Origin of the sequence: uncultured Nitrosomonas sp. (assembly GCF_902826915.1) — a bacterium.
Lineage (GTDB): Bacteria > Pseudomonadota > Gammaproteobacteria > Burkholderiales > Nitrosomonadaceae > Nitrosomonas.
In genome coordinates this window covers 25,885-50,365 of sequence record NZ_CADEGP010000014.1, presented here as the reverse complement: position 1 = coordinate 50,365, position 24,481 = coordinate 25,885, and the positions used below count along the sequence as shown (strand labels likewise).

General features: G+C 44.1%; 23 protein-coding genes. 15 read left to right on the top strand and 8 right to left on the bottom strand.

Translation table 11 applies throughout. From position 1 onward, the window contains the following. Positions 1-2,033: PhoX family phosphatase (locus QZV86_RS04220; RefSeq protein WP_295624356.1), on the bottom strand; the 2,033-nt coding region annotated here is incomplete at its 3' end. 354 nt (positions 2,034-2,387) lie between these two features. On the opposite strand from QZV86_RS04220, the gene QZV86_RS04215 reads away from it, so the two are divergent. The 8 genes from QZV86_RS04215 to pstB all read left to right on the top strand — a co-directional run bounded on the left by QZV86_RS04215 (position 2,388) and on the right by pstB (position 12,696). Beyond that, positions 2,388-4,670: an esterase-like activity of phytase family protein gene (locus QZV86_RS04215; RefSeq protein WP_295624354.1), complete on the top strand. Its 2,283-nt coding sequence runs from the start codon at positions 2,388-2,390 to the stop codon at positions 4,668-4,670. Between the two features lie 282 nt (positions 4,671-4,952). Next, a complete protein-coding gene (locus QZV86_RS04210; RefSeq protein WP_295624352.1) occupies positions 4,953-6,566 on the top strand; it encodes a hypothetical protein in 1,614 nt (537 codons plus the stop codon). Positions 6,567-6,904: 338 nt separating this feature from the next. Beyond that, a complete protein-coding gene (locus tag QZV86_RS04205) occupies positions 6,905-8,230 on the top strand; it encodes an alkaline phosphatase PhoX (protein WP_295624350.1) in 1,326 nt (441 codons plus the stop codon). A 31-nt stretch (positions 8,231-8,261) separates the two neighbouring features. After that, entirely contained in the window at positions 8,262-8,525 is a 264-nt protein-coding gene (locus QZV86_RS04200; RefSeq protein WP_295624348.1) for a hypothetical protein, read from the top strand. Positions 8,526-8,835: 310 nt separating this feature from the next. Further along, positions 8,836-9,888 carry a phosphate ABC transporter substrate-binding protein PstS gene (gene pstS, locus QZV86_RS04195; RefSeq protein ID WP_295624346.1) on the top strand — a complete coding sequence of 351 codons (1,053 nt, stop codon included), beginning with the start codon at positions 8,836-8,838 and terminating at the stop codon, positions 9,886-9,888. 49 nt (positions 9,889-9,937) lie between these two features. Continuing rightward, on the top strand, positions 9,938-10,900 hold the full coding sequence (pstC, locus tag QZV86_RS04190; RefSeq protein WP_295624344.1) for a phosphate ABC transporter permease subunit PstC: 963 nt from the start codon (positions 9,938-9,940) through the stop codon (positions 10,898-10,900). 8 nt (positions 10,901-10,908) lie between these two features. Further along, positions 10,909-11,754 carry a phosphate ABC transporter permease PstA gene (gene pstA / locus QZV86_RS04185; RefSeq protein ID WP_295624342.1) on the top strand — a complete coding sequence of 282 codons (846 nt, stop codon included), beginning with the start codon at positions 10,909-10,911 and terminating at the stop codon, positions 11,752-11,754. A 162-nt stretch (positions 11,755-11,916) separates the two neighbouring features. Beyond that, complete coding sequence (pstB, locus tag QZV86_RS04180; RefSeq protein ID WP_295624360.1) at positions 11,917-12,696, top strand: phosphate ABC transporter ATP-binding protein PstB; 780 nt, start codon at positions 11,917-11,919, stop codon at positions 12,694-12,696. On the opposite strand, the gene QZV86_RS04175 is transcribed toward pstB, so the two are convergent. The 4 genes from QZV86_RS04175 to QZV86_RS04160 all read right to left on the bottom strand — a co-directional run bounded on the left by QZV86_RS04175 (position 12,677) and on the right by QZV86_RS04160 (position 15,164). Beyond that, complete coding sequence (locus tag QZV86_RS04175; RefSeq protein ID WP_295624340.1) at positions 12,677-12,901, bottom strand: hypothetical protein; 225 nt, start codon at positions 12,899-12,901, stop codon at positions 12,677-12,679. The genes pstB and QZV86_RS04175 overlap by 20 nt on opposite strands. Further along, positions 12,898-13,446, bottom strand: coding sequence for a transcription elongation factor GreB (gene greB / locus QZV86_RS04170; protein WP_295624338.1), 549 nt, complete (start codon positions 13,444-13,446; stop codon positions 12,898-12,900). The genes QZV86_RS04175 and greB overlap by 4 nt, the downstream gene beginning before the upstream one ends. Positions 13,447-13,746: 300 nt before the next feature. After that, entirely contained in the window at positions 13,747-14,292 is a 546-nt protein-coding gene (locus tag QZV86_RS04165; RefSeq protein WP_295624336.1) for a RimK/LysX family protein, read from the bottom strand. A gap of 356 nt (positions 14,293-14,648) precedes the next feature. Further along, positions 14,649-15,164, bottom strand: a complete 516-nt coding sequence (locus tag QZV86_RS04160) for a hypothetical protein (RefSeq protein ID WP_295624333.1) — start codon at positions 15,162-15,164, stop codon at positions 14,649-14,651. Positions 15,165-15,580: 416 nt separating this feature from the next. Between QZV86_RS04160 and QZV86_RS04155 the strand changes: the two genes are divergently transcribed. Beyond that, the gene (locus QZV86_RS04155; RefSeq protein ID WP_295624332.1) at positions 15,581-16,297 is read left to right on the top strand and encodes a phosphoadenylyl-sulfate reductase; all 717 of its coding nucleotides are present in this window, start codon (positions 15,581-15,583) and stop codon (positions 16,295-16,297) included. Positions 16,298-16,341: 44 nt separating this feature from the next. On the opposite strand, the gene pip is transcribed toward QZV86_RS04155, so the two are convergent. Continuing rightward, entirely contained in the window at positions 16,342-17,304 is a 963-nt protein-coding gene (gene pip / locus QZV86_RS04150) for a prolyl aminopeptidase (RefSeq protein ID WP_295624330.1), read from the bottom strand. Between the two features lie 160 nt (positions 17,305-17,464). Here pip and QZV86_RS04145 point away from each other — a divergent pair, with 160 nt between their 5' ends. From QZV86_RS04145 to QZV86_RS04120, 6 genes are read left to right on the top strand one after another with little or no spacing between them, the layout of a single operon-like run. After that, positions 17,465-17,722 carry a hypothetical protein gene (locus QZV86_RS04145; protein ID WP_295624327.1) on the top strand — a complete coding sequence of 86 codons (258 nt, stop codon included), beginning with the start codon at positions 17,465-17,467 and terminating at the stop codon, positions 17,720-17,722. After that, on the top strand, positions 17,715-18,899 hold the full coding sequence (locus tag QZV86_RS04140) for a patatin-like phospholipase family protein (protein ID WP_295624325.1): 1,185 nt from the start codon (positions 17,715-17,717) through the stop codon (positions 18,897-18,899). The genes QZV86_RS04145 and QZV86_RS04140 overlap by 8 nt, the downstream gene beginning before the upstream one ends. 43 nt (positions 18,900-18,942) lie before the next feature. Then, on the top strand, positions 18,943-19,665 hold the full coding sequence (locus QZV86_RS04135) for a TerC family protein (protein ID WP_295624323.1): 723 nt from the start codon (positions 18,943-18,945) through the stop codon (positions 19,663-19,665). Between the two features lie 30 nt (positions 19,666-19,695). Next, positions 19,696-20,121, top strand: a complete 426-nt coding sequence (locus tag QZV86_RS04130) for a universal stress protein (protein ID WP_295624321.1) — start codon at positions 19,696-19,698, stop codon at positions 20,119-20,121. A gap of 20 nt (positions 20,122-20,141) precedes the next feature. Further along, positions 20,142-20,906: a 3',5'-cyclic-nucleotide phosphodiesterase gene (locus tag QZV86_RS04125; RefSeq protein WP_295624319.1), complete on the top strand. Its 765-nt coding sequence runs from the start codon at positions 20,142-20,144 to the stop codon at positions 20,904-20,906. An 11-nt stretch (positions 20,907-20,917) separates the two neighbouring features. Further along, the gene (locus tag QZV86_RS04120; protein WP_295624317.1) at positions 20,918-23,299 is read left to right on the top strand and encodes a GspE/PulE family protein; all 2,382 of its coding nucleotides are present in this window, start codon (positions 20,918-20,920) and stop codon (positions 23,297-23,299) included. A 23-nt stretch (positions 23,300-23,322) separates the two neighbouring features. Here the strand turns inward: QZV86_RS04120 and QZV86_RS04115 are convergent, their stop codons facing one another. Then, positions 23,323-23,583: a hypothetical protein gene (locus tag QZV86_RS04115; protein ID WP_295624315.1), complete on the bottom strand. Its 261-nt coding sequence runs from the start codon at positions 23,581-23,583 to the stop codon at positions 23,323-23,325. A 302-nt stretch (positions 23,584-23,885) separates the two neighbouring features. After that, positions 23,886-24,344 (bottom strand): prepilin-type N-terminal cleavage/methylation domain-containing protein, encoded by a 459-nt coding sequence (locus tag QZV86_RS04110; RefSeq protein WP_295624313.1) that lies wholly within the window; start codon positions 24,342-24,344, stop codon positions 23,886-23,888. Positions 24,345-24,481 lie beyond the last annotated feature (137 nt).

The window sequence follows — 24,481 nt, the reverse complement described above, 5'->3', positions numbered from 1 at the left end:
GGTTGAGCAAGATTACCACTTATCGGACTGTCCGAATTTGCGAGGCCGCTTCTATCTTCGCCTGGATGCTGAATGCCTACAAACATTGTTCTGCTATCAGGTGTAGTAATAACTCCGGTCACTTCACAATTAGGTGGGCTGGTTAGAAAACGTTTGGTCTCGCCAGTAGCAGAATCTGCGCACATCATCACATTACCGCCAATGTTGATCCAATCTCCGCTGCCATCACCAATCTGATCAGTCTGAATCCACAAACGACCCTCACGGTCAAACCACAGCCCATCAGGTGAACCATAGTCATCACCATTGATATTACCTTGATATCCATCGTGACCAGCGGTATTGTAGCTACTCCCCAAACTTTTGGCGTTAGCCTTATCCCCACATTGCACAAATATATCCCATTTGAAGCTAGTGGCATTCACACGTCCTTTTTGTTCTTGCCAACGAATAATTTGACCGAAATCGTTATCAGGACGTGGATTGGCTGCATCGATCGATGGATTCGCGCTACCAGCAACAGTGGTTCCGTCAATATTATTACTTGAAGCAGGCAAATTGCCACGACGATTATTATTAGTAAGTGTCATGTAAATCTCACCGGTCAGGGGATGAACAGCTCCCCATTCGGGACGATCCATCATGGTGGCACCCAAGCGATCGGCTGCTTGGCGTGTCTTGATGAGTACTTCTGCCTGATCGGCAAAACCATTCTCTCGCGTCAGCCCATTCTTGCCCCATATCAAGGGCAACCATTGGCCGCTACCATCTGCGTTAAATTTAGCCACGTATAATTTACCGTGATCCAGCATGTGCCGGTTCTTATCATGGTCTTTTCGATTAAATTTCTTGTCGCAAACAAACTTATAAATATATTCATTTCTTTCGTCGTCGCCCATATAGAAAGCAACTTGATCCTTATGATCAATCACAACCTGCGCGCCTTCATGCTTCATTCTACCCATGGCTGTGCGTTTAATCGGAGTATCTTTTGGATCCCAGGGATCAATTTCCACTATCCACCCAAAACGATTCGATTCATTAGGATGCAAATCAGCACGGAAACGTTCGTCAACTTCGTGCCAGCGATAGCCGAAACCACCTTTGACCACACCATATCGGAGCTGATTCTGAATAGTTTTAAGTTTACGATCTGGGTTGGACTCTCCTGCCACATCGTCGGTTTCGTTGGAAAAGTAACCATTCCAGTTTTCCTCGCAAGTAAGGTAGGTGCCCCAAGGCGTATAGCCATGCGCACAATTGTTGAGCGTCCCGAGTACCTGGGTACCACGAGGATCTGCCGCCGTTTTCATTAATTTGTGTCCAGCAGCAGGACCACTGATCTTGCAAAGAGTATTCCCTGTGATGCGGCGATTAAGTCGTGAATGTCGATTAACCCGCCATTGCTGATTTTTCTTATCAATTGTCACAATATTAACGCCATGGGCAGCCTGCTGAGCGCGAACCATATCAAGCGTAATCGTAGTTGTCGCGTAATTAGCCGCAGGAACTATGTTATTTACCAGAGGAGGATCACAATATTCGCTATTAGTAACCAGTAGGCCGCGCTTATTGCCAAACGGGCCCGGAAAAGGAAAATAATGCATCCCATCCGTGTGTGCTCCATAGCAATGCGATTGTGTTGATTCATCTATAGCACTTACCGTGTCCCAGTGAGATTCATGAGTCAAGGAATCTCCCCAGGAAACTAAAACTCTGGCTGAATATCCTGTTGGTACAGTCACACCATCTGTCATAGGCACAGTATTGGCACTTATCGGGGTAAAATCGATTGCTCCCAAAGAATTCATACTTTGTGGCGCTTTAGTACCATTTAATATTTCACCAATTGCCACATTACTGAGTACGGATAAAGCGGTGACGGTTGCTGTAGTACCCGCAGAAGTTATAAGAAAATCGCGACGTGTAAGTTTGCGCTGTTCGATTATTTCTTGCAGCGCGCTGTTACCACCGTCATTACTGGTTACATCGCTAGGATTGAGCTTTCCATCCGGATGAAGTTTGCTGCTCATAAATTGCCCCTTCTTATTGGTTTGAAAATATCGATTACTTTAATCGCAATAAGTGACAGGGCAATAACAATAAAATGACGAATCAATGACAAATAAATTGCAAGTTCAATGACATTCTATACTCTTCGCCAAAATACAGCTGTGTGAATATCCAAAATAAACTTCTTTTTCAATGGTCAGCTCATTGCTCTGACCGAGCCCATCATTTGTCTATTGTTTGACACGTGCCCGCAATAAACGCGTAATAAATTTCCTTTAGCATCCTTAAAGGGAACGAATTTGGATTTAACCAATACAACTTCATTACCTAGCGAAAAATTAACATTTAGGCAATTCAATTAAGGGTCTTTTATTATGAAATTTTCCAGAAAAGTACTTTGTCTTACAAAAAGCGCTTTAAGTCTTGCACTACTCGCAACGCTTCCAAGCCTGGTTTCTGCTGACAGCAAAGAATCCAGCCCAGCTTACTTCCAACGCATCGCCACTTATTTGGTATGTGAAAATACGAGCTGCGACAAAAACGGAGTCAGCGAAACGGTGGCTGAGATTGTGGCAGCAAGTAAGGATGGCAATACTCTAATTTACACAGATAGTCCAACCGGTAAAATTGGATTTGTAGATATTCATGATGCAGAAAATCCAGCCGGCTTGGGCACATTAGATACAGTCGGAGAACCAACATCCGTTGCTGTTTCTGGCGATTATGCTTTGGTTGGCGTCAATACTTCAGCTAGTTTTCTGGAACCTTCAGGCATTCTGGCTGTGTATCATGTACCTTCATGCCTATCGAACGTTTCTAGTTGTTCAGCGATTCGTGAAATCGATATGGGTGGGCAGCCGGATTCGGTCGCCACCAGTCCGGATGGCAGATATGCTGCTGTTGTGATAGAAAACGAACGCGATGAGGATATCACGGTATCTGATGTGGAAGGTGGCTTGCCCCAACCGCCAGCAGGTTATCTGAATATTATTGATCTGGTTGGTGCACCCGAAAATTGGGGCGTGCGCCGAGTTGATCTAACTGGTTTGGCGTTTTATGGCAGTGATGATCCGGAACCAGAGTTTGTCAGCATCAATCAGCGCAACATTGCCGCTGTCACTATGCAGGAAAACAATCATATTGTGTTTGTTAATCTTGTTAACGGCAAAGTGCTTCAGCATTTCAACGCCGGAGCCGTGACGCTCGACGGTATTGATATCGCTGATAATAAATTAATTGACTTCACCAGCACTTTAACAGATGTTGCGCGCGAGCCCGATGGTATTGCCTGGTTGGATAATAATAAAATAGTTACTGCTAATGAAGGAGATCTTTTTGGTGGCAGTCGTGGCTTCAGTATGTTCAATCGTAATGGCAAAGTACTGTATGATTCCGGTACAAAATTTGAGTATTTGGCCGCAGCAGCAGGTCATTATCCGGAAAAGCGTTCTGATAACAAAGGCACTGAGCCAGAAGGAATCACAACCGGTCGCTATAAAAATGAAACTTTTATTTTTGTCGGATCCGAACGGGGAAATTTTGTCGGCGTATATAAAGCTGATGGCAGCAAACTAAAATATAAACAGATGTTGCCCACTGGTGCCGGTCCGGAAGGCTTGCTTGCCATTCCCAGCCGCAAACTTTTTGTTGCATCGACCGAGGTTGATTCTCCCGTGCGTTCTCAAATCAATATCTTTCGTCTAGAACATAAACCAGCGGCTTATCCTCAAATCAAATCCATACGACAGCCAGATGGCAAACCGATCGCTTGGGGCGCATTATCAGCGTTATCTTCCGATAAGTATGATGCAGATCGACTTTATACTGTCCATGATAGTTTCTATAACGAAAGTCGCATTTATAGTATAGATATCAGCGATCATCCGGCAATAATTACTAGCGCAATACCATTGTTAAAGGATGGTGCAAGCGTTAATTATGATCTTGAGGGAATTGCGCAACGCAGTAATGGTAGTTTCTGGCTTGTATCTGAAGGTGCAGGTACATCCACAACGCGTAATTTATTAATTGAGGCTCGCAGTGATGGCACAGTAGTGCGTGAGATTCGCTTGCCCGTCGCAGTTGAAGAATTACAGCAAAGCAACGGTTTTGAAGGTGTTGCCGTAACCGGTAAAGTGGGTGTTAATGAGCAGGTTTACGTGGCGTTTCAGCGGGAATGGAAAAATGATCCAGTTGGCATGGTACGAATTGCGCAATATACACCGGCTTTGGATTTAGATCCCTCCGTCGATGAAGGTGGATGGAAATTCTTTTACTATCCTCTTGATCCGGTGGAGTCTCCTGCGGGCGGTTTTGTGGGATTATCGGAAATTACCGCATTGGGTCATGGTAAGTTTGCGATCATCGAGCGTGATAATCAGGCTGGACCGGATGCACGCATCAAACGTGTTTATCGTATAGATATCAGTGGCGTTACGCCCAAAACACAGACAGAAGGTAATTTTCCAATACTTAATAAAACACTGGCTGTTGATGTATTACCCGTGATGCAGGCTAGTAAGGGCTGGGTTCACGACAAATTGGAAGGATTGGCAAGAACAACGGACGGAACAGTTTATGTCGTTACCGACAATGACGGGGTTGACAATTCCACTGGCGAAACGCAATTTCTGAATCTAGGTAAAGCCCTGAATTAATTTTTAGGATATCAATAAGGTGCCACGCCGGTTTATATGCATGTGGCACCTTTCTCTTTCTATAAAACAGAGTAAATTAGTTTTTGCAAACTTGCGTTTTGTAGCAGTATCTGATAATTGCCAATATCGTTTTTACTAATTTAATTTTCTATGTCAAGAAAGCAAAGAAGATATTTGTTCTCGATACCTCGGTTATTTTAATTTACATGAGAATGTAATATCCCTGTCATGTTGGCCTGCTAGATTTGCTTACCCTATAAAAAACTTGGAGGTGGGTAAATCATGTTCGAATTAAAATATATAAAAGAAAAATTAATGACTGCATCAGCAGTGCTATTGAGCGCAGCTGCGTTGAATGTACAGGCTACGGCCACATACGATCCAGCATCAGGTATTGTTGATCTTCCCGTTGTCGAGGTTTTAAGCGGCGGAACGTCGGCATTCTACAATGCTCAGTTACAGCTTATTGGAAACGAATTGCAACTGATTTCGGCCAATTCTATTGCAGCTACAACGGGGCAGCGTAACGTGTTTGACTCCGATACGAGTTCAGTTCATGTGGCTTCAGTGACGGTTGGAACAGATAGTTTTTATGCTAAGTTAAAGCTAGTGCCCGGATCAAATCCAATGAGCTTCACGGTTGATCAACTGACTACAAATACGTTTCAAGGTTGCCCAGGTTTTGCGCAACAAGGCCCAACAGAAAATTCTTGTATTCTGAGTGGCGAGATTACTTCAAATATTACTTTGACCAAAAACATTGCGTGGTTATTGCAGGGTCCTGTTTTTATCGGAGGTGACAATGCGCTGAGTGCCACACTTACTATCAACCCTGGAACAAGAATTATTGGCATAGGAGGTCAGGGCGATCAGGCGGCGTATCTGTGGATCAGACGTGGTTCTAGAATTATGGCTGAAGGCACACCCGACAATCCGATTGTCATGACTGGCCCGAATGAGGTGGCGGCTGGAGAATGGGGTGGCTTGCTGATTTCCGGCAACGCACCGGTCAATGGTTGTAACGAAGGTGTGCCTGTCTGTGAAGTTCCATTTGAGGCGATTGTTAGTGAGCTCTATGGCGGCAACAATCCAGCTGATAATAGTGGCGTTATTAAGTACACACAAATTCGTTTTGCAGGGACTGCAGTACGCCCAGATGAAGAGCTCAATGGCTTTACGCTCAACGGTGTTGGTTCAGGGACGCTTATTGATTATGTGCAGGTTCACGAAGGTTTGGATGATGGGATAGAGCTTTTTGGCGGCACCGCGCAAATGAAGCATCTGGTAATAACTAACGCCCAGGATGATTCTTTGGATTGGTCAAATGGCTGGCAAGGTCGTGTACAGTTTGCTTTAATAAAACAAGCAGCAACTATTGGCGATCGCGGCATTGAAGCTGACAATAACGAGAGAGACCAAGATAGCCTTCCTCGTGCTCAGCCTATTCTTTCCAATTTGACGATTATAGGTCGTACAGGTGATTCGGCTACACAAGGCGTGTTGTTGCGTCGTGGGACAGGTGCCAATATTTGGAATTCCGTTATTACCGGCAGTCCTACATGCTTAATGATCGATGGCGAGAGAACCTTTGCTAATGCAGGCGCTCCTGGCAGTTTGAGTGGTGGTTTAACCATCCAAAATTCATTTGTCAATTGTGCCAGCAATTTCGCGGATGGTGAAGGTGCTGCGTTTACAACCTCGGATTGGTTCTTATCTCAATCTGAGAATCAAACGGGAGATCCTTTGTTGAATGGTTATTTGCCAGCCTCAGGTTCACCATTGACACTGGGTGGTGCTGCAGTGAATGATCCTTTCTTTAGCGTGGTTGATTATGTGGGTGCATTCAGGGATGAAAACGATGATTGGACGAGAGAATGGACATTTAATCTCAATTAATTTGTGCCAGCTTTAAAAGTTCTATTTCCGTTGTATCCAGGCTGAAGTTTTCGATCAAAATTACTCAGCTTGTTTGTTCAGAAGAGATCGCTGGATTTTCCTTCCGGGGAACCAGCGATTTTTTATTTAAAAATATTCGAAGCGCTTAATCTGAGCGGTGCGAGTTTTCTTGTGCTACTGATTGCTGAGTATCAGTGACACCAAGTATTCATCAAAAATTCATTTGTCTGACATCAGCATTTCATATTAGATCTATAAAGTTGCGTGCATAGACAACAATAAGTGTTTGCTCTGTAGTGAATCGAAAATAACTCAATTCTTAGCTTAGGAGAGAATTCATGAATAAATCAACTTGGGCACTACCGGTTTGTGCCGTGTTGACCACCTGGGTTTATGCGGAGGCGGTGCTGGTGGATGGCCTTATGAGTTTCAAACCTATCACAGCTTCAGCTTATGAGCAAACAACAACCGATCCGTTCATTCTTAATAGCGAGCCTTGGGTCATACCCAAGGGTTTTACACAACATATTATTTCAGACGAACGACATTTGGATATTTATCCGGGTGCGAATGATTTGCCCGACATGAATACCGTCAACGAGACTGGAAAATATGCGGGTCGTTATTTGTATCGCACACATGAAGTGCGACCAGGTCTTGGTTCTTATGCCGGTGGTGCTGTTTCCATTGTGGATTTGGAAACCGGTAAAGCTAGTGTTTTGGCACAACGCGCTGATTGGGAAGCTCTGGATGGTTTAGTATGGACGCCTTGGCAAACACTTCTTTTCGCTGAAGAAATGATTGCGGCCGTACTCCCAGATCCTGATGCACCGAATGCAGAGAGTGGCATGTTGTACGAAATGATATTTGTCCAGGATGATCCGGCCACCGTAGCAGCAATCAAAGTTCGCCCCATGTTGGGATCTCTCTCTCACGAAGGCATTGAAATCGACGATGAAGGCAATGTCTACGTTATCGATGAAACTGAAACGGGTTCGATCTACAAGTTCGTGCCGGATGTTTATGGCGACTTGAGCAGTGGCCAGTTATATGCCTTACGGGTAAAAAATGGCATCAAAACGGGTGTGGCTGAATGGGTTGCGCTGGATATGAATCAAGTGCAGACCAATGCCAGGATTGCTGCCCAAGCCGTCGGCGCTACGTCTTTTTGCCGTCCGGAGGATTTGGAGCGTATTAAGCATACTTTGTTTGCAGCATTGACCTGTGAGGACGCTACCGATCCGTCCAATTCCAACGGTCCCGGTGCAATATTGTCTATCAAGATGACATCGGCTCCGGTGGTGAGTTATTTCGTCCAGCCTGGAGTGAACGTTCCTTATGAAGTTAGGCCCACAAAGACAACAACCGGCATAACCGGATTCATGAGACCCGATAATTTGACGAGTAGTTCGGACGGCAAATTGTGGATTGTCGAGGATAACGAGAACAGCGATATCTGGGTTGCTTTGCCTGATGAAGATGGGGATGGTTTTAGTGACGGTGTGTATTTGTTCGCTTCATTGAAAGATGCTGCTGCGGAAGGTACCGGTATCTATTTTGGTAAGGATCCGCATACGTTGTTTGTAAACATCCAGCATTCCGGTACCGGAAATGACAAGACCATGATCATTACCAACAAACGGTTGAGTCGGGTCGAGGAATAATCAGTTAATAATCTTCAATAAGGAGTTTTATATGAAAATTAATAATTTATTGGTGCGTGTTGCTGCATCTATGTGTTTCGTGTTGCTCAGTATCATTGCCGGCATTGCATTTTATGAGCTGACTGTTGACTGGGGGAGTATTTCAGGATTATTCGTGGGACTTTATCTTTATTCAGCCTATTTATTGCTTGCTATTATTTGCAATAGGCCTGGAAATAAAATACATCACATTAGTACGAAATTCTCACAGGAAAATAAGCTCTCAGCATCACGTAATAAAATCTACGAATATTAAAATCAGCTAGGCATGGTGTTCAGTAATTTCTTCTCAATAATTTTTCTATGTCCTCCTTTTCTGTGCATTAGAAAATAACCGCTTAACCCAAGCACTTGAGCAGTTTAAGTGTCACAACAATCCTGGAGATCGTGGGCGTGTTGAATTGGGTTCTATGTTTTTATTATTTCCTAACTATTCTTCCCCTCAGCTTCCTGGCTGCTTGCAGTTACTGAGGGGATTTTCAAAAGCAATCCGTTTGTCATCACTCTGTCACATCAAGTGACTAAGATTTCATTTTATTCCAGATCTATGTTCTCGGAGAATCCAAATGAAATTGCACTTCAGTCGGGCGTTGGTAGTTACTGCAGCACTACTGTGGACAGCATCGATAGCGACAGCCGCCAATATTACCGGCGCTGGGGCTACTTTTCCTTACCCGGTTTATGCTAAGTGGGCGGATATGTATAACAAAGAAACAGGCATCCGATTAAATTATCAATCCATTGGTTCGGGTGGCGGTATCAAACAAATCAAGGCTGGCACGGTGGATTTCGGGGCATCTGACAAGCCTCTGACAGTTGAAGAGCTGGAGAAAGATGGTTTGACACAATTTCCCACGGTGCTGGGTGGTGTGGTGCCGATTACCAACCTTGAAGGAATCGAAGCAGGTCAGATTAAATTAACTGGGAAAATTTTGGCCGATATTTTTCTGGGAAAGATCAGGCGTTGGAATGATTCGTCCATTGTTGCGTTGAATGAGGGCATTATTTTGCCAACCAGCAATATCGCGATAGTTCATCGCGCAGATGGTTCCGGCACTACTTTCTTGTTTACTGATTATTTAAGTAAAGTGAGTCCGGAGTGGAAAGCTAAAGTAGGTGCAGCTACTTCAGTGGCTTGGCCGATGGGTACGGGCGGGAAAGGCAATGAAGGCGTAGCCAATTTCGTAAAGCAAATCAAGAATTCGATTGGTTATGTCGAGGCAGCTTACGTAAAACAGAACAAGCTGAATTTTGTGCAATTACAAAATTTGGCAGGCAATTATGTACTACCTACTGAAGAAAGTTTCAGAGCTTCTGCAGTCAATGCTGAGTGGGATGAGGCTTCTGGTTTTTATGAAATTCTGACTAACAAGCCAGGACCAGATAGTTGGCCGATTACAGGAGCAACATTTGTTCTAATGCATAAATCCCAAGATAAACCAGTGCATGCGATGCACGTTTTGAAGTTTTTTGAGTGGGTCTATGCTCATGGCAATCATGCGGCGTTGGAGTTGGATTACATTCCACTGCCGGGCAATCTTGTTGCCCTGATTAAAGCTTCCTGGGAAGCCAATATCAAAGGTAAGGATGGCCGGGCGATATACACTGCTAATGAGTAGTGCACGAGGATAACCTACGCGTTGCTATTACAGGCATGCACAAAAATCAATGTCAAAAATTATTTCGATAGCAAAGCTAAGAAAGCAGCAGCTACTAGATCAGTTATTTCAGAAAATAACTTGGTTTTTTACCGTGCTCGTTTTAGTTTTGCTGATTACACTGATAGGTTCGCTTGTTGTGGGTGGCATGCCTACCATTAAAGCTTTTGGTTTTGGCTTCCTCATCAGTTCGGAGTGGAACCCTGTTACAGAGAAATTCGGTGCATTGGTGCCAATTGTAGGTACTTTAGTTACCGCTATCATTGCGCTGTCGATTGGTATTCCGGTGAGTTTTGGCATCGCGCTGTTCCTTACGGAATTATCTCCGCTGTGGCTGCGCCGCCCGTTTGGGACTGCGATAGAGCTGTTAGCCGGAATTCCCAGCATCATTTACGGTATGTGGGGTTTGTTTGTTTTTGCCCCATTTTTTGCCAGCACTGTACAGCCTTGGTTGTGGGATACCTTTGGGGAATTATCAGGCATTGGATTTCTGTTTGAAGGTGCGTTTATGGGAATAGGTGTTCTAACGGCCGGCATTATTCTGGCAATCATGGTGATACCTTTTATTGCTGCCGTCATGCGTGATGTGTTCGAGATTGTACCTTCCATGCTGAAAGAATCGGCTTATGCTTTTGGTGCTACCACTTGGGAAGTAATTTGGAACGTGGTTTTGCCTTACGCCAAGACCGGTGTTATCGGCGGGATCATGCTCGGCCTTGGGCGTGCTTTAGGTGAAACCATGGCTGTTACGTTTGTGATTGGTAACGCACATCAGTTGCACGCGTCTCTTTTTATGCCAGGTAACAGTATTGCTTCGGCGCTGGCCAATGAATTTGCCGAAGCCGATGGTGAATTGTATACCTCGGCCTTGATCGAATTAGGTTTGATTTTGTTCTTTATCACTTTTGTTGTATTGGCCTGCTCTAAAATTTTGTTGTTGCAACTGAAGAAACGCGAAGGTGCTACTACTTAAAGGTCTATATGATTCCAATTTATACCCGACGACGCATGATCAATGCAATGCATCTGACCTTCTCAATCTTAGCAATGATTTTTGGTCTGTTCTGGTTGTTTTGGATATTGTTCATCCTCATTAGCAAGGGACTGGATGGCATCAGTGTTGCGTTATTTACTGAGATGACGCCAGCGCCAGGTAATACAGGCGGATTGCTCAATGCGATTATTGGCAGCCTGATGATGGTGATATTGGCTACTTTAATCGGGACACCTGTGGGTATTCTGGCAGGCACATATTTGGCTGAATTTGGCCAACACGGTTGGTTAGCTTCCGCCACCCGCTTCATTAACGATATTCTGCTATCTGCACCGTCTATCGTCATTGGATTGTTTGTTTATACCGTCTATGTGGCTAGAGTTGGCCATTTTTCCGGCTGGGCGGGCGCTCTGGCGCTTTCGATGATCGTCATTCCTGTTGTTGTGCGCACTACGGAGGATATGTTGAGATTGATTCCGGATAGTCTACGTGAAGCAGCAGCAGCTTTAGGTGCCCCTCCATGGAAAGTGGTTACACTGGTGACCTGGCGCGCTTCCGAAGTCGGCATACTGACTGGTGTGCTGCTGGCAATTGCGCGTATCAGTGGAGAGACTGCCCCGTTACTTTTCACAGCACTGAATAATCAATTTTGGACTATAGACATGAATCAACCTATGGCGAATTTACCTGTAGTTATATTTCAGTTTGCTATGAGTCCGTATGAATCATGGCAGGAATTGGCATGGGCTGGGGCATTGTTGATAACATTGAGCGTATTGGGACTCAATATCATCGCACGCTTTTTTTTGCGTAAGCAGACATTGCTAGCTTAAGACTACTTTATCGCCAATTGCCGGATCATTAATGAAGAAAATGGATAAATAAGACAATAGGTCATGAATATGAAAAATCAGCAGATATTGTTTTATAGTAAATTATTTGGGTCGCATGAGTACTCGCAACTCAAGGAACAAGTGTCTGAATTTAAGGCTGCGATGAATACCAATCAAAGAAAACGAGCTGATGCCAAAGTGATCATCAATAATTTGAACTTTTACTATGGCAGACACCATGCACTGAAGTCGGTCAACATGAACATTTTGGAGAAAAAGATTACCGCATTTATTGGTCCATCCGGTTGCGGGAAATCTACGTTATTGCGTACGCTTAACCGAATGTATCAACTGTATCCAAGCCAGGTGGCTCAGGGCGAAATTATGATGGATGGTGCAAACATTCTTGATAAAAAACAGGATATTAATATCCTGCGCGCTAAAATGGGCATGGTATTTCAAAAGCCGACGCCTTTTCCAATGTCCATTTTTGATAATGTGGCATTTGGCGTGAAGTTGTATGAAAGTTTAAACCGTTGCGAGTTAATGGAACGAGTCGAATGGGCATTACAGAAAGCCGCATTATGGGAAGAAGTTAAGGATAAGCTGAATCAAAGCGGCATGAGTCTTTCTGGCGGACAGCAACAACGCCTGTGCATTGCCCGCACCATTGCAGTGAGGCCTGAAGTCGTGCTACTTGACGAACCAACTTCAGCGCTGGACCCGATTTCTACCGCACATATTGAAGAGCTTATTTTTCAACTTAAGCAAGATTACACCATCGTTATTGTCACTCATAATATGCAGCAGGCAGCACGAGTTTCCGATTTTACCGCCTATATGTATCTGGGGAAATTAGTCGAGTTTGGTGAAACAAATACAATTTTTACCAGACCCAAAGAGAAAGCTACCGAGGATTACATTACTGGCAAGTTTGGTTGACCTGCTGTGCTGAGAACAAATATTCAAACAGAAACAGACTTGTTGCTCTTTTTAACTCAGCGCGCCTTGCTTCTCCGTTCGAATGACTGGAAACAATGGTGATTTCTGTAACACGTATGGTCGTCTTGGATTCTTTACTCATTGATTTCGATCGATGATTTCTCAATACGCGCCCTTCGTTAGATAGGATGAGGCCTTTTTTCATAGTGCTTGATAATGAACTTTTATTACTTCTAGTTCTTCCATTCCACCCGGAGTATGCAGCGTTACAACATCACCTTCACGTGCCTTGAGCAAAGCTTTAGCTAGCGGTGAAATCCAACTGATACGACCACATCCGGGGTCTGCCTCGTCCATGCCGACAATACTGTAAATTTGCTTTTCGCCTTGGTCATTGCAGATCATCACGGTGGCGCCAAAAAAAACCTGGTCGCATTCACCACGCTGCGAGGGATCAACTATTTCCGCATTATCTAGTCGTTTGGATAAAAAGCGCAGACGGCGATCAATTTCACGTAAGCGTTTTTTGCCGTATATGTAATCACCATTTTCTGAGCGATCACCATTGGAGGCTGCCCAGGTAATGGTTTTTACCAATTCTGGGCGCTCCACTTTCCATAACTGGTCGAATTCATTTCTTAATCGCTGATAACCGCTGGGCGTAATATAGTTTCTGACGCTTTGCGGTAATTTCGGCGTATCGTCCAGATCATCGTCGTTTTCATTTTCTTTGGTAAACGCCTTACTCATATTTGCAAATCTACATTAGAAAAAAGATATCGAATCTTGCAATATAATATTTGTCATTTTCAGTCTTGTTAAAAACTTGGTTGATTGTAGTGTAATGAGAAAATTATTCCGACTGCTTGTCAAACTGCTTTAGTATCTAATCTGCTCGCAATCACTCGGAGCGACTGCTTCTCCTTCTCATAGACGAAACTACCCCAAGGCTATCCCTCAATTTTTCGGTGAATGGAAGAACGAGACATCTTGCTGTAATGAAAGCCCCAACACCTTAGATCCCAAGGTGTCACAGATAATCTTTTTATTTTAATAGTTTCTGTTTTTTGCTAGAAGCGTATTTGCGACGGTACTGTCAACAATGGCATCAACTTTTTCTAATGCTTTTCTGCCTAAAAGCATAGGTGTCGAGAAACTAGATCGGTCAATTAAATTAACCATGATTTTGTAGGGTTTTCCATCAAAATGAATTTGTAAATTTACGACAGGGCGTGAATGGTATTTTTGAGGTTGAGCGCTATCGATAGCGCGTCTTTTTATTTTTGAATAACGAACAATAGGTAAATTATAATGGAGCGTTTTCTCCAGCTTGGGGTGAGAGACCTTAAACTTCACATACTCTTCACCTTCTTTTTCATATAATTGAATGTCTTGTGCGGATATTGAAGCAGTTTCCGCACCAGTATCCAGCTTTGCCGTCAGTGTAATCTTGTCTGATGTTAGCGTTACGGGCTCAAGATAACCATAAACCGATTTATTTGCTATAACAGGCGTTGAAATAAGAAAAAAGACCATGCTACATAAAAGCAGCAGAAAGACGGAATAAAATGAGTAGGTTTTTTTGTGTAATTTCATAACAAGTATATTTTTATATATAGAAGTTTATTGTTATATGAGCGTAATGCGAACTCATATTTTGAACTGAAACTTAATTAGTTATTTAACTATATTGTGATGTGGATTGTGATGAATCAGCGTAAAGGATACATCATCGCTCTTTTAAAAATACCGAAAACTGGATGATGTGTCAAACATGTTAATTAGTGATCAGAAATGCATGTAATTTATATCAGCTTGGCAATTAGAGGTGTAACCTATTGATATTATTTTTCTATCAAGAAGAATCTGCAGGGGAAAGGCTGGCTTAGTGGTGAGAAATGGTGGATTACCCGTTTGCAATCCACCATTGCGAGCTGAGTTCTTAAAGAGGACTATTTATGTGAGAGTCTTACGGTTCCAGCGCTATTCAGATAAGTGCCGAGGCGTTTTGCTAAATAAACTTCCACGGCGCCTGTCGATGTGCTGGTCTTAGTTTCCAAACCAACGCCGCAAGCCCACAGTTGAGCATCTAAGATTGCGATGCGTGAGTTGTGGTTTTCATTGATTGCTTTAGCCTGATAATTGGCGTAGGTATTGTCTGTGCCTTTTGACGTATCAACCACTACGGTACCGTCTGGGAGTGTGATCAGAACACGACCATTGGCTAATAGTGCTGCCACTGTATTGGCTTCGTTGCGCAGTGAATTGTAAGTAGGATTGTCTTTAACTGCATTGAGTTTGTTTTTGAATTTTGTTACTTGTGCCGGTGTCAATAATGCATCCAGATTAGCATAGGCAGGTGTGGATAATTTAGCCAAAACTTGGTCTCCGCATGCGGCCATTGCGTTGAAACTAACAAATAACAATGCAGCAACTAAAGATAATAAAGACATTTTTTGCATTTTCATGTGAAATCTCCGATATATTTTTTAAGTATTGCCAGACCCATTGTGAGCACTGAATGTGTTCAATAATGCATCATCCGTATGCGCATACATCACTTTCATCACACAGGTAATGTATGCGAGGAGCATGCTAACAATCGATCGTGACATGCTGATGTCATCCATATTGCAGTAGCATTAAATTTTAGAGAATTAGTAGAGCTATGGCGTTGGAGGTTGAGTAATTTGTCTATAAAAACATTTCTTCGGAAAAATTCGTAATGTTTGATGTCCTAATGAATACTCGCTAGATTGCAGCTAAAATGGCTGTATGGTTTCATACTTGTGCGTTAACACGAAAAATATTTTCCCTGGCAGGGTTGTGATGAAATCCTAAATGCACAATATTGGTATTGTATTTATTAATAAAGAGAATTTTTATGTCTAAAGTGACAACTGTAACCCAGAAAAATGATACCCATAATAGTGCAGGCCTAAGTGCACAAGCTATTAGTGAATTGAATGATCGTTATCGTCCGCTCAATTTTGAGGAGCGCTTGCGCAATCTTTATTTGGATTTTCATCCTGAGAGAGTAATGGTGACATCTTCTTTTGCAGCAACCTCTGCCTATTTTTTGCACATTATTTCCCGCATTCGTCCGGAGCAGGTTATATTTTTTGTAGATACGGGCTTCCATTTTCCAGAAACCTTGTTATATCGGGATTATTTGATTGGGTTGTACCATCTTAAAGTCAAGGATCTGAGAGCTGATGAATATCAGCATTGGTACAGTGAAAAAGAAAAGTTATATGTGGTGGATCCGGATTTTTGCTGCACGATCAATAAAATCGGCCCCTTAGATGAAATCAAACCCAACTACGATGTTTGGGTGTCAAGTTTGATGAGTTGGCAGACGGATCATCGCGCAAGTTTAAGTATTTTTGAAGAACGTCGCGGAATTATCAAATTTAATCCGATGATTGATGTGACTCGTGAAGAACGTGACGCCTATATTCTCGAACATAAATTACCTTTCCACCCGCTTGTGGCAGAGGGATATTCCTCGATAGGTTGTACGCATTGCACAGTGAAAGGTAATGGTCGCTGTGGGCGTTGGGCTGGAAAACCTAAGACCGAGTGTGGCTTGCATCTTTAAATCTCTAACTGGTATACAGCTGTCCTTGTGAGCTTATTTGTTAGCTATTTGATGATAGTTTTAAACCGATCGGTGGCTTTGACCAGGGCCGATTTTATACCGGGCTCCCAAGCCGAATGACCGGCGTCATCAATAATGATGTATTCAGCTTGCGGCCAGGCCTGGTGCAGATCATCGGCACTGACAATCGGGCAGACTGCATCATAGCGTCCTTGCACAATGGTGGCGGGAATGTTGTGGAGTTTGTGCACGTTTCTCAGTAAAGAGTTTTCCGGTAGGAAAATGTTGTGACTAAAGTAGTGCGCTTCCATACGTGCTAAGCCCAGCGCGACGGTATCACTGGCAAAATAACTGATCGTGGCTGGACTCGGCAACAGTGTAGAGCAGGAGCCTTCGTAGGTACTCCAAGTGCGCGCGGCGGGCAAATGTATGGCTGGATCAGGGTTCATCAAGCGCTGATAATAAGCCGCAAGAATATTGTTGCGTTCTTCCGTTGAGAGTGGGGCGACTAAAACATGCCAAGCTTCGGGAAATAAATTGCGTAGCCCGTAAAGAAACCAATCAATTTCCTGTTTGCGGCAAAGAAAAATTCCCCGCAGTATAAAGCCCAGGCAATGTTCAGGATGTGCTTCGCCGTAGGCAATTGCTAACGTGCTGCCCCAAGAGCCTCCAAATACCAGCCATCGATCAATTTCCAGATGTCGTCTGAGTAATTCCAGGTCGCGAATCAAATGGGGAGTTGTATTTTCTCGAATTTCACCGAGTGGGGTCGAGCGGCCTGCGCCTCTTTGATCATAAATGACAATGCGATAGTAGTCTGGATCAAAGAAACGCCGGTGCACTGGGGTTGATCCGGCCCCGGGGCCGCCATGCAGAAATATTACAGGGATTCCGGCAGGGTTTCCGGATTCTTCCCAATACATGGTATGAATTTCGTCTAAGGGTAATTTTCCTTGGTTATGGGGCTCGATTTCGGGGTATAGTTCAGCAGCTAAATGATTGTTCATAGTGTGAGCGAATAATGGTTTCTGATTAATGAATCATGAAATTGAAAGAATAGCGTGATAAACCGCACAGAGTTTAAAGCTTAAATGAATTATAGTTCTGATATATTGCTTGAAAGATTGCATAGGTTACATACTGTATCAATGTTTTAAGGAATAATATATGTCCAATACTATACTGAAGGGACTGGAAGTTTCCATGTTACGGGAAGAGATGGAGATTTTAATGAATGAGCGTCAATGTTTGCTGGATGCCACAGGGGCTGCGGCTATGTTTGTGGCCAAATTGGACAGTACAGTATTGCCGGAATCGGCTTGCCGGGCGGCTGAAATTTTATCCAATTCACTTAATAACTTACCCGAGGAGACCTTGCGGGATGCGTTGGAAAGAGTGAAGTTAGTGTCTGCTGTCCGTGCATGAAAAAAAGAAAGATCTAGTTGCACCAAAGGTCGGGCTTGTGCTGACCGGAGGGGGGGCACGTGCAGCCTATCAAGTGGGCGTATTGCGTGCTATTGCGGAGATGCTGCCGGACAAGTCGCGCAATCCGTTTCCTGTTATTTGTGGAACATCAGCAGGCGCCATTAACGCTGCCAGCATCGCCGTTGCTGCCAACAATTTTGCTGAGGGCGTAGCGCAGTTAGAGGATGTTTGGTCAAACTTTCATGTAAATCAGATTCATCGCTCGGATCTGGTCGGCGTGATGCATAACACCTTGCGGTGTATGTTATCGTTAGTGTCGAGTGAGTACGGTCAGCATAATCCAATTTCCTTGCTGGATAATGCTCCTTTGGAAGCATTGTTAAGTAGCCGCTTTCCTTTTCGCGCTATTCAACATTGTATTCGTTCCGGTTCGTTGCATGCCTTAGGATTGACCGCATGGGGTTATACCTCAGGGCAGTCGGTTACTTTTTATCAAGCAGCAAGAGAGGTCAGGCCTTGGAAGAGGGCGCAGCGGTTGGGTGTCCCGGTTGAAATCGGAGTTGAGCATTTAATGGCTTCTTCATCGATACCGTTTATTTTCCCAGCGGTAAAATTAAATCGTGAGTTTTTTGGTGACGGTTCTATGCGTCAGATGGCGCCGATTAGTCCGGCACTTCATCTGGGCGCTGATAAAGTGCTGATTATTGGTGTGCGTAAACCAGTAACCGATGAGCCTAAGCGTACTAGTACCACCAGCTATCCACCTTTTGCCCAGATTGCGGGACATGCATTGAACAGTATTTTTGTCGATAGCCTGGATGTTGATCTGGAGCGTTTGCTGCGCATCAACGAAACGCTGAAATTGATCCCTCATGAAGTGTTTAAAGAAAAAAATATTTCACTGCGCCCGGTTGAAGCGATGATGATTGCGCCCAGCGAAGGCATCAACGTGATTGCGCAGAAATATGCTTTTACTCTGCCATGGATCATGCGTTCTCTATATCGTGTTATTGGTGCCATGGGGCCCAATGGATCGACTTTATTGAGTTATGTGTTATTTGAAGTGCCTTTTTGTCGGCATTTAATTGAGTTAGGTCATAACGATACTTTGCAGCAAAAAGACGAACTGCTGAAGTTTATTGGTGTTCAAGATAAGGTAGAGAAAAATAGCAATTGAGTTTCTTGTGATTTTGATTTGAATTTTAGTCGGGAAGGATTAAATGGCTTTTGATAGTCCGCAATTCTGGATTACTGTTATGCAAATCATTGCGATTGATATCGTACTTGGGGGCGACAACGCGGTTGTCATCGCGCTTGCCTGTCGGCGTCTGCCGGAACATCAGCGCAAGCTAGGCATTATGTGGGGTGTTGTAGGCGCCATTGGATTACGCGTTGTGCTGATCTTTTTTGCATTAAGTTTGCTTGCCATCCCTTACCTGAAGATCGTTGGCGCGGTTTTATTGGTATGGATCGGTATCAAACTACTGCAACCGGAATCCATAGAAGTGCGCGAAGTTGGCGCCAGTACAACTTTATTCGGTGCGATTAGAACGATCATTGTGGCCGATGCCGTAATGAGTCTCGACAATGTGATTGCTATCGCGGGCGCAGCCAAAGATAGTATGAGTCTGGTAATTTTTGGTTTGGTCATCAGTGTGCCAATTATCGTATGGGGCAGTCAATTGGTGATGAAAGTCATGGATCGCTATCCGATAACGATTGTGATCGGTGCCGGGCTGTTGGGATGGATCGCAGGTGATATGGCGGTTACCGATGTGGTTACCAAAGATTGGGTCAGCATGCAGGCAAAATATTTACATTGGATTGCTCCGGCGGCAATGGCTTTGCTGGTGATTATGCTGGGTAAAACGCTGGCTGCCCGGCATCAAGTTGCGATCGGTCCTGTCATTGATCTGGTTGATGAGAAAAAATCCAAACAATAATTTCTATGATTAAAAATAAAGAGATTGATTATGCTAAAAATCCTGCTACCTGTTGATGGCTCTGATCATTCCAATAAAACAGTTAATGCGTTTATTCAATTACTGGATTGGTATAAGGAAAAACCGGAATTGCATCTATTGAACGTGCAATATTCTCTGGATGGCAATGTCTCATTATTTTTTACTCAAGCGGATATCAAACAATATCATCAGGAAGAAGGATTAAAAAGCCTGCAATCTGCTCGCGATTTACTCGATCAAGCGGGAATTTCCTATCAACATCACATCACTGTCGGGGATCCGGCTCAAATGATTGTTCGTTTTGCGGTTGAAAAGCAATACCATCAGATTGTCATGGGTCCGCGTGGTAAAGGCAGCATACAAGGTATACTGCTGGGGTCGGTGACTAACAAAGTGATGCAGCTATCAAGTCTCCCCGTATTGTTGGTTAGATGATGTCTCTCTGAGGCCAATGTATGAAGCTCAGGGTGTTGGGATGTAGCGGAGGAATAGGAAGCGGTGCGCAGACCACGGCTATGTTATTGGACGATGATGTGCTGATTGATGCAGGAACCGGTGTGGGAAATTTGACCATCGAGGAAATGGTCAAGATTGATCATATCTTAGTGACACACGCACACCTGGATCATGTGGCTTTTATTCCTTTTCTGGTGGATACGGTCGGTTCCATGCGTGCCAGGCCGATAACCATTCATGCCATACCAGCGACACTGGAGATATTGCAAAAACACTTGTTTAATTGGTATCTCTGGCCGGATTTTACAAAAATTCCCGATGTCGTAACACCTTATATGCGCTATGGGGCTTTGGTACTGGATCAAACAATTTGCCTCAAGCAACGCAAAATAACACCCTTACCTGTGAATCATACTATCCCGGCTGTGGGCTATCAGCTCGATTCCGGACAAGCCAGCCTCGTATTCACCGGTGACACTACAACTAATGATGCGCTATGGATGGCCGTTAATAAAATTGAGAATCTGAAATATTTAATTATTGAATCGGCCTTCTGTAATCAGAAGCGGGACATCGCGCAAAGATCCCGGCACTATTGTCCAAGCTTGTTGGCGGAAGATCTGAAAAAACTAGAACGAACAGCGGAGATATTTATCACGCACTTAAAACCAGGCGAAGCTGAAATAACGATGCAGCAAGTAAATGAATGTATTGGAAATTATCGCCCTCGCCAGCTTGAGAACAATCTATTACTTGAATTTTAGGATGTGATGCCATGAATGCAATGATACTAACGCCTCATAAGCCAAAAGATGCTTCTAATATCTCTGGAGGGGCAAGTGCAATTGTGAATTTCCAGCAAGTTATCAGTAAGATAAATGCTGCCAATAATTTAGACGAAATCATGGCGGAAGTCAGTAAGGATATTTGTGCATTATTTAATGCGGATCGACTAACGATCTATTCATTGAACGCAGACAAATCATGTTTTGTATCACGGGTTAAAACAGGGCTTGATTCATTTCAGGATTTGCAAATGCCGGTAACGGAGAAGAGTATTGTTGGTTTTGCCGGCTTACACAAGAAAGTTGTTAATATTGAGGATGTTTACAATAAATCCGAGTTAAAAAAAATTAGCGCATCGCTTACTTTTTCCAATGATGTCGACAAGCGTACTGGTTATCGAACCAAACAAATGTTGGCGGTGCCGATCTTGAACCCGAATAATCAAGAGCTGCTCGGCGTGGTGCAGGTTATTAACAGCCACAGTAATGAGCTTTTCCCTGCGGCGACAGTAAAGGGCGTAACGGAGGTTTGTCAAACCCTGGCAGTTGCATTTAATCAGCGGCAACAACCGGAGCAGTTGATTAAATCCAAATATGATTATCTGATTCTTGATGCCCTGATCTCATCTGCGGAGCTTGATCTTGCAACCCGTTCGGCACGTAAAAAAGGTTGTGATTTGGAAGATGTGCTGGTGGATGAATTTCAGATTGGTTTGCCGCTCATCGGTAAGGCGCTGGCTTTGTTCTTCGGAGCTAAATACGAGCCTTTTAGAGCTGATCGAATCAAACCTATGGATTTACTCAGGAATATTAAAAAAGATTATGTTGAAAGTAATGCCTTGCTGCCGATTGATGAAACCAAGGATGGGCTGGTAGTTTTAACGCTCGATCCGGAGCAGATCAAGTCGCAACGCATTGCGAACACGATTTTTCCCAAGTACAAGATTATTTATGCGGTGACTACCAAACGTGAATTCACGGCGACGGTGGAACAGTTTTATGGCGGCAGTCAGGACGAGACTGGAAGTGGTGATATCAATGAAATGCTCTTTAATCTTGGGGATGAGCACGTTGAAGATAGTGCTAACGAAATAGAGGAATCTTCAGCGGCATCGGACAATGAATTAGTCAAGCTGGTGAATAAAATCATCATTGATGCCCATAAGATGGGGGTGTCAGACATTCATATCGAGCCTTTCCCGGGCAAGGAAAAAACCAAAATCCGTTTCCGCAAGGATGGCTCGCTGATGCCTTATATTGAAATTCCAGCCAGCTATCGCAATCCGCTAGTGACGCGGCTCAAAATCATGTGTGACCTGGATATTTCAGAGAAGCGTAGGCCTCAGGATGGCAAGATTAAATTCAGAAAGTTTTCACATCTGGATATTGAGCTGCGGGTTGCCACCATTCCTTCCGCAGGCGGGATGGAAGATGTCGTAATGCGTATTCTGGCCGCCGGGGAGCCGATACCGCTGGATAAAATGGGATTCACTGAGCGTAACCTGGGGGAACTGAAAAAAATTGTCAGTAAGCCCTATGGATTATTTTTTGTGTGTGGCCCCACAGGTTCGGGTAAGACAACCACCCTGCATTCAGTTCTGAAATATCTCAATCGCAATGATACCAAAATATGGACCGCGGAAGACCCGGTCGAGATTACCCAGAAGGGGTTGCGGCAGGTACAGATTAACGTCAAGGCCGGATTGACTTTTCCAGCGATCATGCGCTCGTTTCTGCGCGCGGATCCCGATATCATCATGGTGGGCGAGATGCGCGACAAGGAAACGACCAGCATCGGTATTGAAGCTTCACTCACAGGGCATTTGGTTTTAGCCACATTGCATACCAATAGCGCGCCGGAATCGGTGATTCGTTTGCTAGATATGGGGATGGATCCGTTTAACTTTTCTGATGCGTTGCTGGGCGTTCTGGCGCAACGGCTGACTAAGCGCTTGTGCAAATGCAAGGAATCGTATGTGGCCGACGAACGGGAGATCAACGCACTATTAAACGAATACTGTGAGGAACTCAGAAATATTGACCATTTCAAAGCCAATCCCGAGGCAGCCATCCAAGAAATCCGCCAGCAATGGGTCGAACGTTACGGCGATGAAAGCGGCCAAATTACGCTGCATAAACCGGTCGGTTGTGATCATTGCAATAACAGCGGTTTTTCCGGCCGGGTGGGATTGCATGAACTGATGACCGCCAGCGATGCGCTGAAAAAGAATGTCCAGGAACGCGCGCGCGTGGCGGAAATGCTGGTAACGGCGCTAAGTGAGGGGATGCGCACGCTGAAGCAGGATGGTATTGAAAAGGTTCTGCAAGGCGTGACGGATATCCATCAAGTACGGATAGTGTGTATCAAGTAACCGATTGAATGTGACGTAAATGGTCACATTTTGGCGTAATGTGTTGCTGTGCCCGGAACTGTAAGCGAATCGACAACAAAATTGTGATTTTGTACAGAGCGGGATGATCTGTTTTTCAGCCATTCTTTAATCTCTTCCGGGTTTAATTCCTCGCTGCTTGCGGCGCGGTGCTTTATTAGATATCTGATTTTCGACTGAAATTTACTTGTCGGCAATCCTTCTGCACTGATGTCTTCGTCGTGGTGTCCCCGTTTATTCCGTGTCCTGTTCCAATCAGACGCCAATTATTCTGCTCCGTACGGGAAGCATCAGTGAGGATTGGGTGCCGCATGGGTTCATTCCGAATGGAGTGGGAATCTTTGTAGATTTGTTGTTTAGCCTTTTCTTCTCGTAATGCTCGAGTTGACAGTTAGTCAGTGATTTTCGGTAAGGAATTGTATATTCTTGGGTAGTTAGGAATGCTTGATGTTATGGTATGAGTGTATGCAAGCTCGTAAAAAACCGCCTTTTTTGTGAAAGGCGGTTTTTTGTTAGAACATTTACAACTGCTATTCTATTGAGGGCTCACCCTATTAAATTTGTGCGGTTAGCAAATTTTACCAGCGCCACCAGCAGCAGCAAGGCATCCGCCAGTAACAGCCCAAGTTACACCGCCTGAACCAGCAACAATGGTCGGAGTGATGACGTAAGTATCTGCTGCTGAGATGCCTTGGCCAGCAACGGGAGTTGCCGTAATTACGCCGGCAGCACCAACTGAGATGGAAGTTACTATCCCAGTAACTGTCGCCATGTCATTTGGAACCTCAATAGCTCCACGTGCACCAGTTGCGGCAACTTGAACAGCACCAGCGTTATTGCAATTACCAGTTTGGATACACAATTCTACAGCGGTCTTATATGGGGCGGTTTGATTAATAACCTCGGTGAATCTTGCTTTTATCGTATAGTTTTGATAGGCAGGAATAGCCACCGCAGCCAAAATGCCAATAATAGCGACAACGATCATTAATTCAATCAATGTGAAACCTTTTTGTGTGTGTTGCATTTGTTGTTCTCCTTTAGGTTGATTGGGACACACTCAGTGTGTGAAGCTTCATAAGCATGAATCGTGCCAGAATATTTTTGCAAGATAATTGCCGTTAAATAAAAGTGGTTTGCCGGGTTGGGTGGTACTGTTTTGCT

Coding starts and splice junctions, on each gene's coding strand:
- QZV86_RS04215 (WP_295624354.1), top strand. CDS start 2,388: ATGAAATTTTCCAGAAAAGTACTTTGTCTTACAAAAAGCGCTTTAAGT.
- QZV86_RS04210 (WP_295624352.1), top strand. CDS start 4,953: ATGTTCGAATTAAAATATATAAAAGAAAAATTAATGACTGCATCAGCA.
- QZV86_RS04205 (WP_295624350.1), top strand. CDS start 6,905: ATGAATAAATCAACTTGGGCACTACCGGTTTGTGCCGTGTTGACCACC.
- QZV86_RS04200 (WP_295624348.1), top strand. CDS start 8,262: ATGAAAATTAATAATTTATTGGTGCGTGTTGCTGCATCTATGTGTTTC.
- pstS (WP_295624346.1), top strand. CDS start 8,836: ATGAAATTGCACTTCAGTCGGGCGTTGGTAGTTACTGCAGCACTACTG.
- pstC (WP_295624344.1), top strand. CDS start 9,938: ATGTCAAAAATTATTTCGATAGCAAAGCTAAGAAAGCAGCAGCTACTA.
- pstA (WP_295624342.1), top strand. CDS start 10,909: ATGATTCCAATTTATACCCGACGACGCATGATCAATGCAATGCATCTG.
- pstB (WP_295624360.1), top strand. CDS start 11,917: ATGAATACCAATCAAAGAAAACGAGCTGATGCCAAAGTGATCATCAAT.
- QZV86_RS04175 (WP_295624340.1), bottom strand. CDS start 12,901: ATGAAAAAAGGCCTCATCCTATCTAACGAAGGGCGCGTATTGAGAAAT.
- greB (WP_295624338.1), bottom strand. CDS start 13,446: ATGAGTAAGGCGTTTACCAAAGAAAATGAAAACGACGATGATCTGGAC.
- QZV86_RS04165 (WP_295624336.1), bottom strand. CDS start 14,292: ATGAAATTACACAAAAAAACCTACTCATTTTATTCCGTCTTTCTGCTG.
- QZV86_RS04160 (WP_295624333.1), bottom strand. CDS start 15,164: ATGAAAATGCAAAAAATGTCTTTATTATCTTTAGTTGCTGCATTGTTA.
- QZV86_RS04155 (WP_295624332.1), top strand. CDS start 15,581: ATGTCTAAAGTGACAACTGTAACCCAGAAAAATGATACCCATAATAGT.
- pip (WP_295624330.1), bottom strand. CDS start 17,304: ATGAACAATCATTTAGCTGCTGAACTATACCCCGAAATCGAGCCCCAT.
- QZV86_RS04145 (WP_295624327.1), top strand. CDS start 17,465: ATGTCCAATACTATACTGAAGGGACTGGAAGTTTCCATGTTACGGGAA.
- QZV86_RS04135 (WP_295624323.1), top strand. CDS start 18,943: ATGGCTTTTGATAGTCCGCAATTCTGGATTACTGTTATGCAAATCATT.
- QZV86_RS04130 (WP_295624321.1), top strand. CDS start 19,696: ATGCTAAAAATCCTGCTACCTGTTGATGGCTCTGATCATTCCAATAAA.
- QZV86_RS04125 (WP_295624319.1), top strand. CDS start 20,142: ATGAAGCTCAGGGTGTTGGGATGTAGCGGAGGAATAGGAAGCGGTGCG.
- QZV86_RS04120 (WP_295624317.1), top strand. CDS start 20,918: ATGAATGCAATGATACTAACGCCTCATAAGCCAAAAGATGCTTCTAAT.
- QZV86_RS04110 (WP_295624313.1), bottom strand. CDS start 24,344: ATGCAACACACACAAAAAGGTTTCACATTGATTGAATTAATGATCGTT.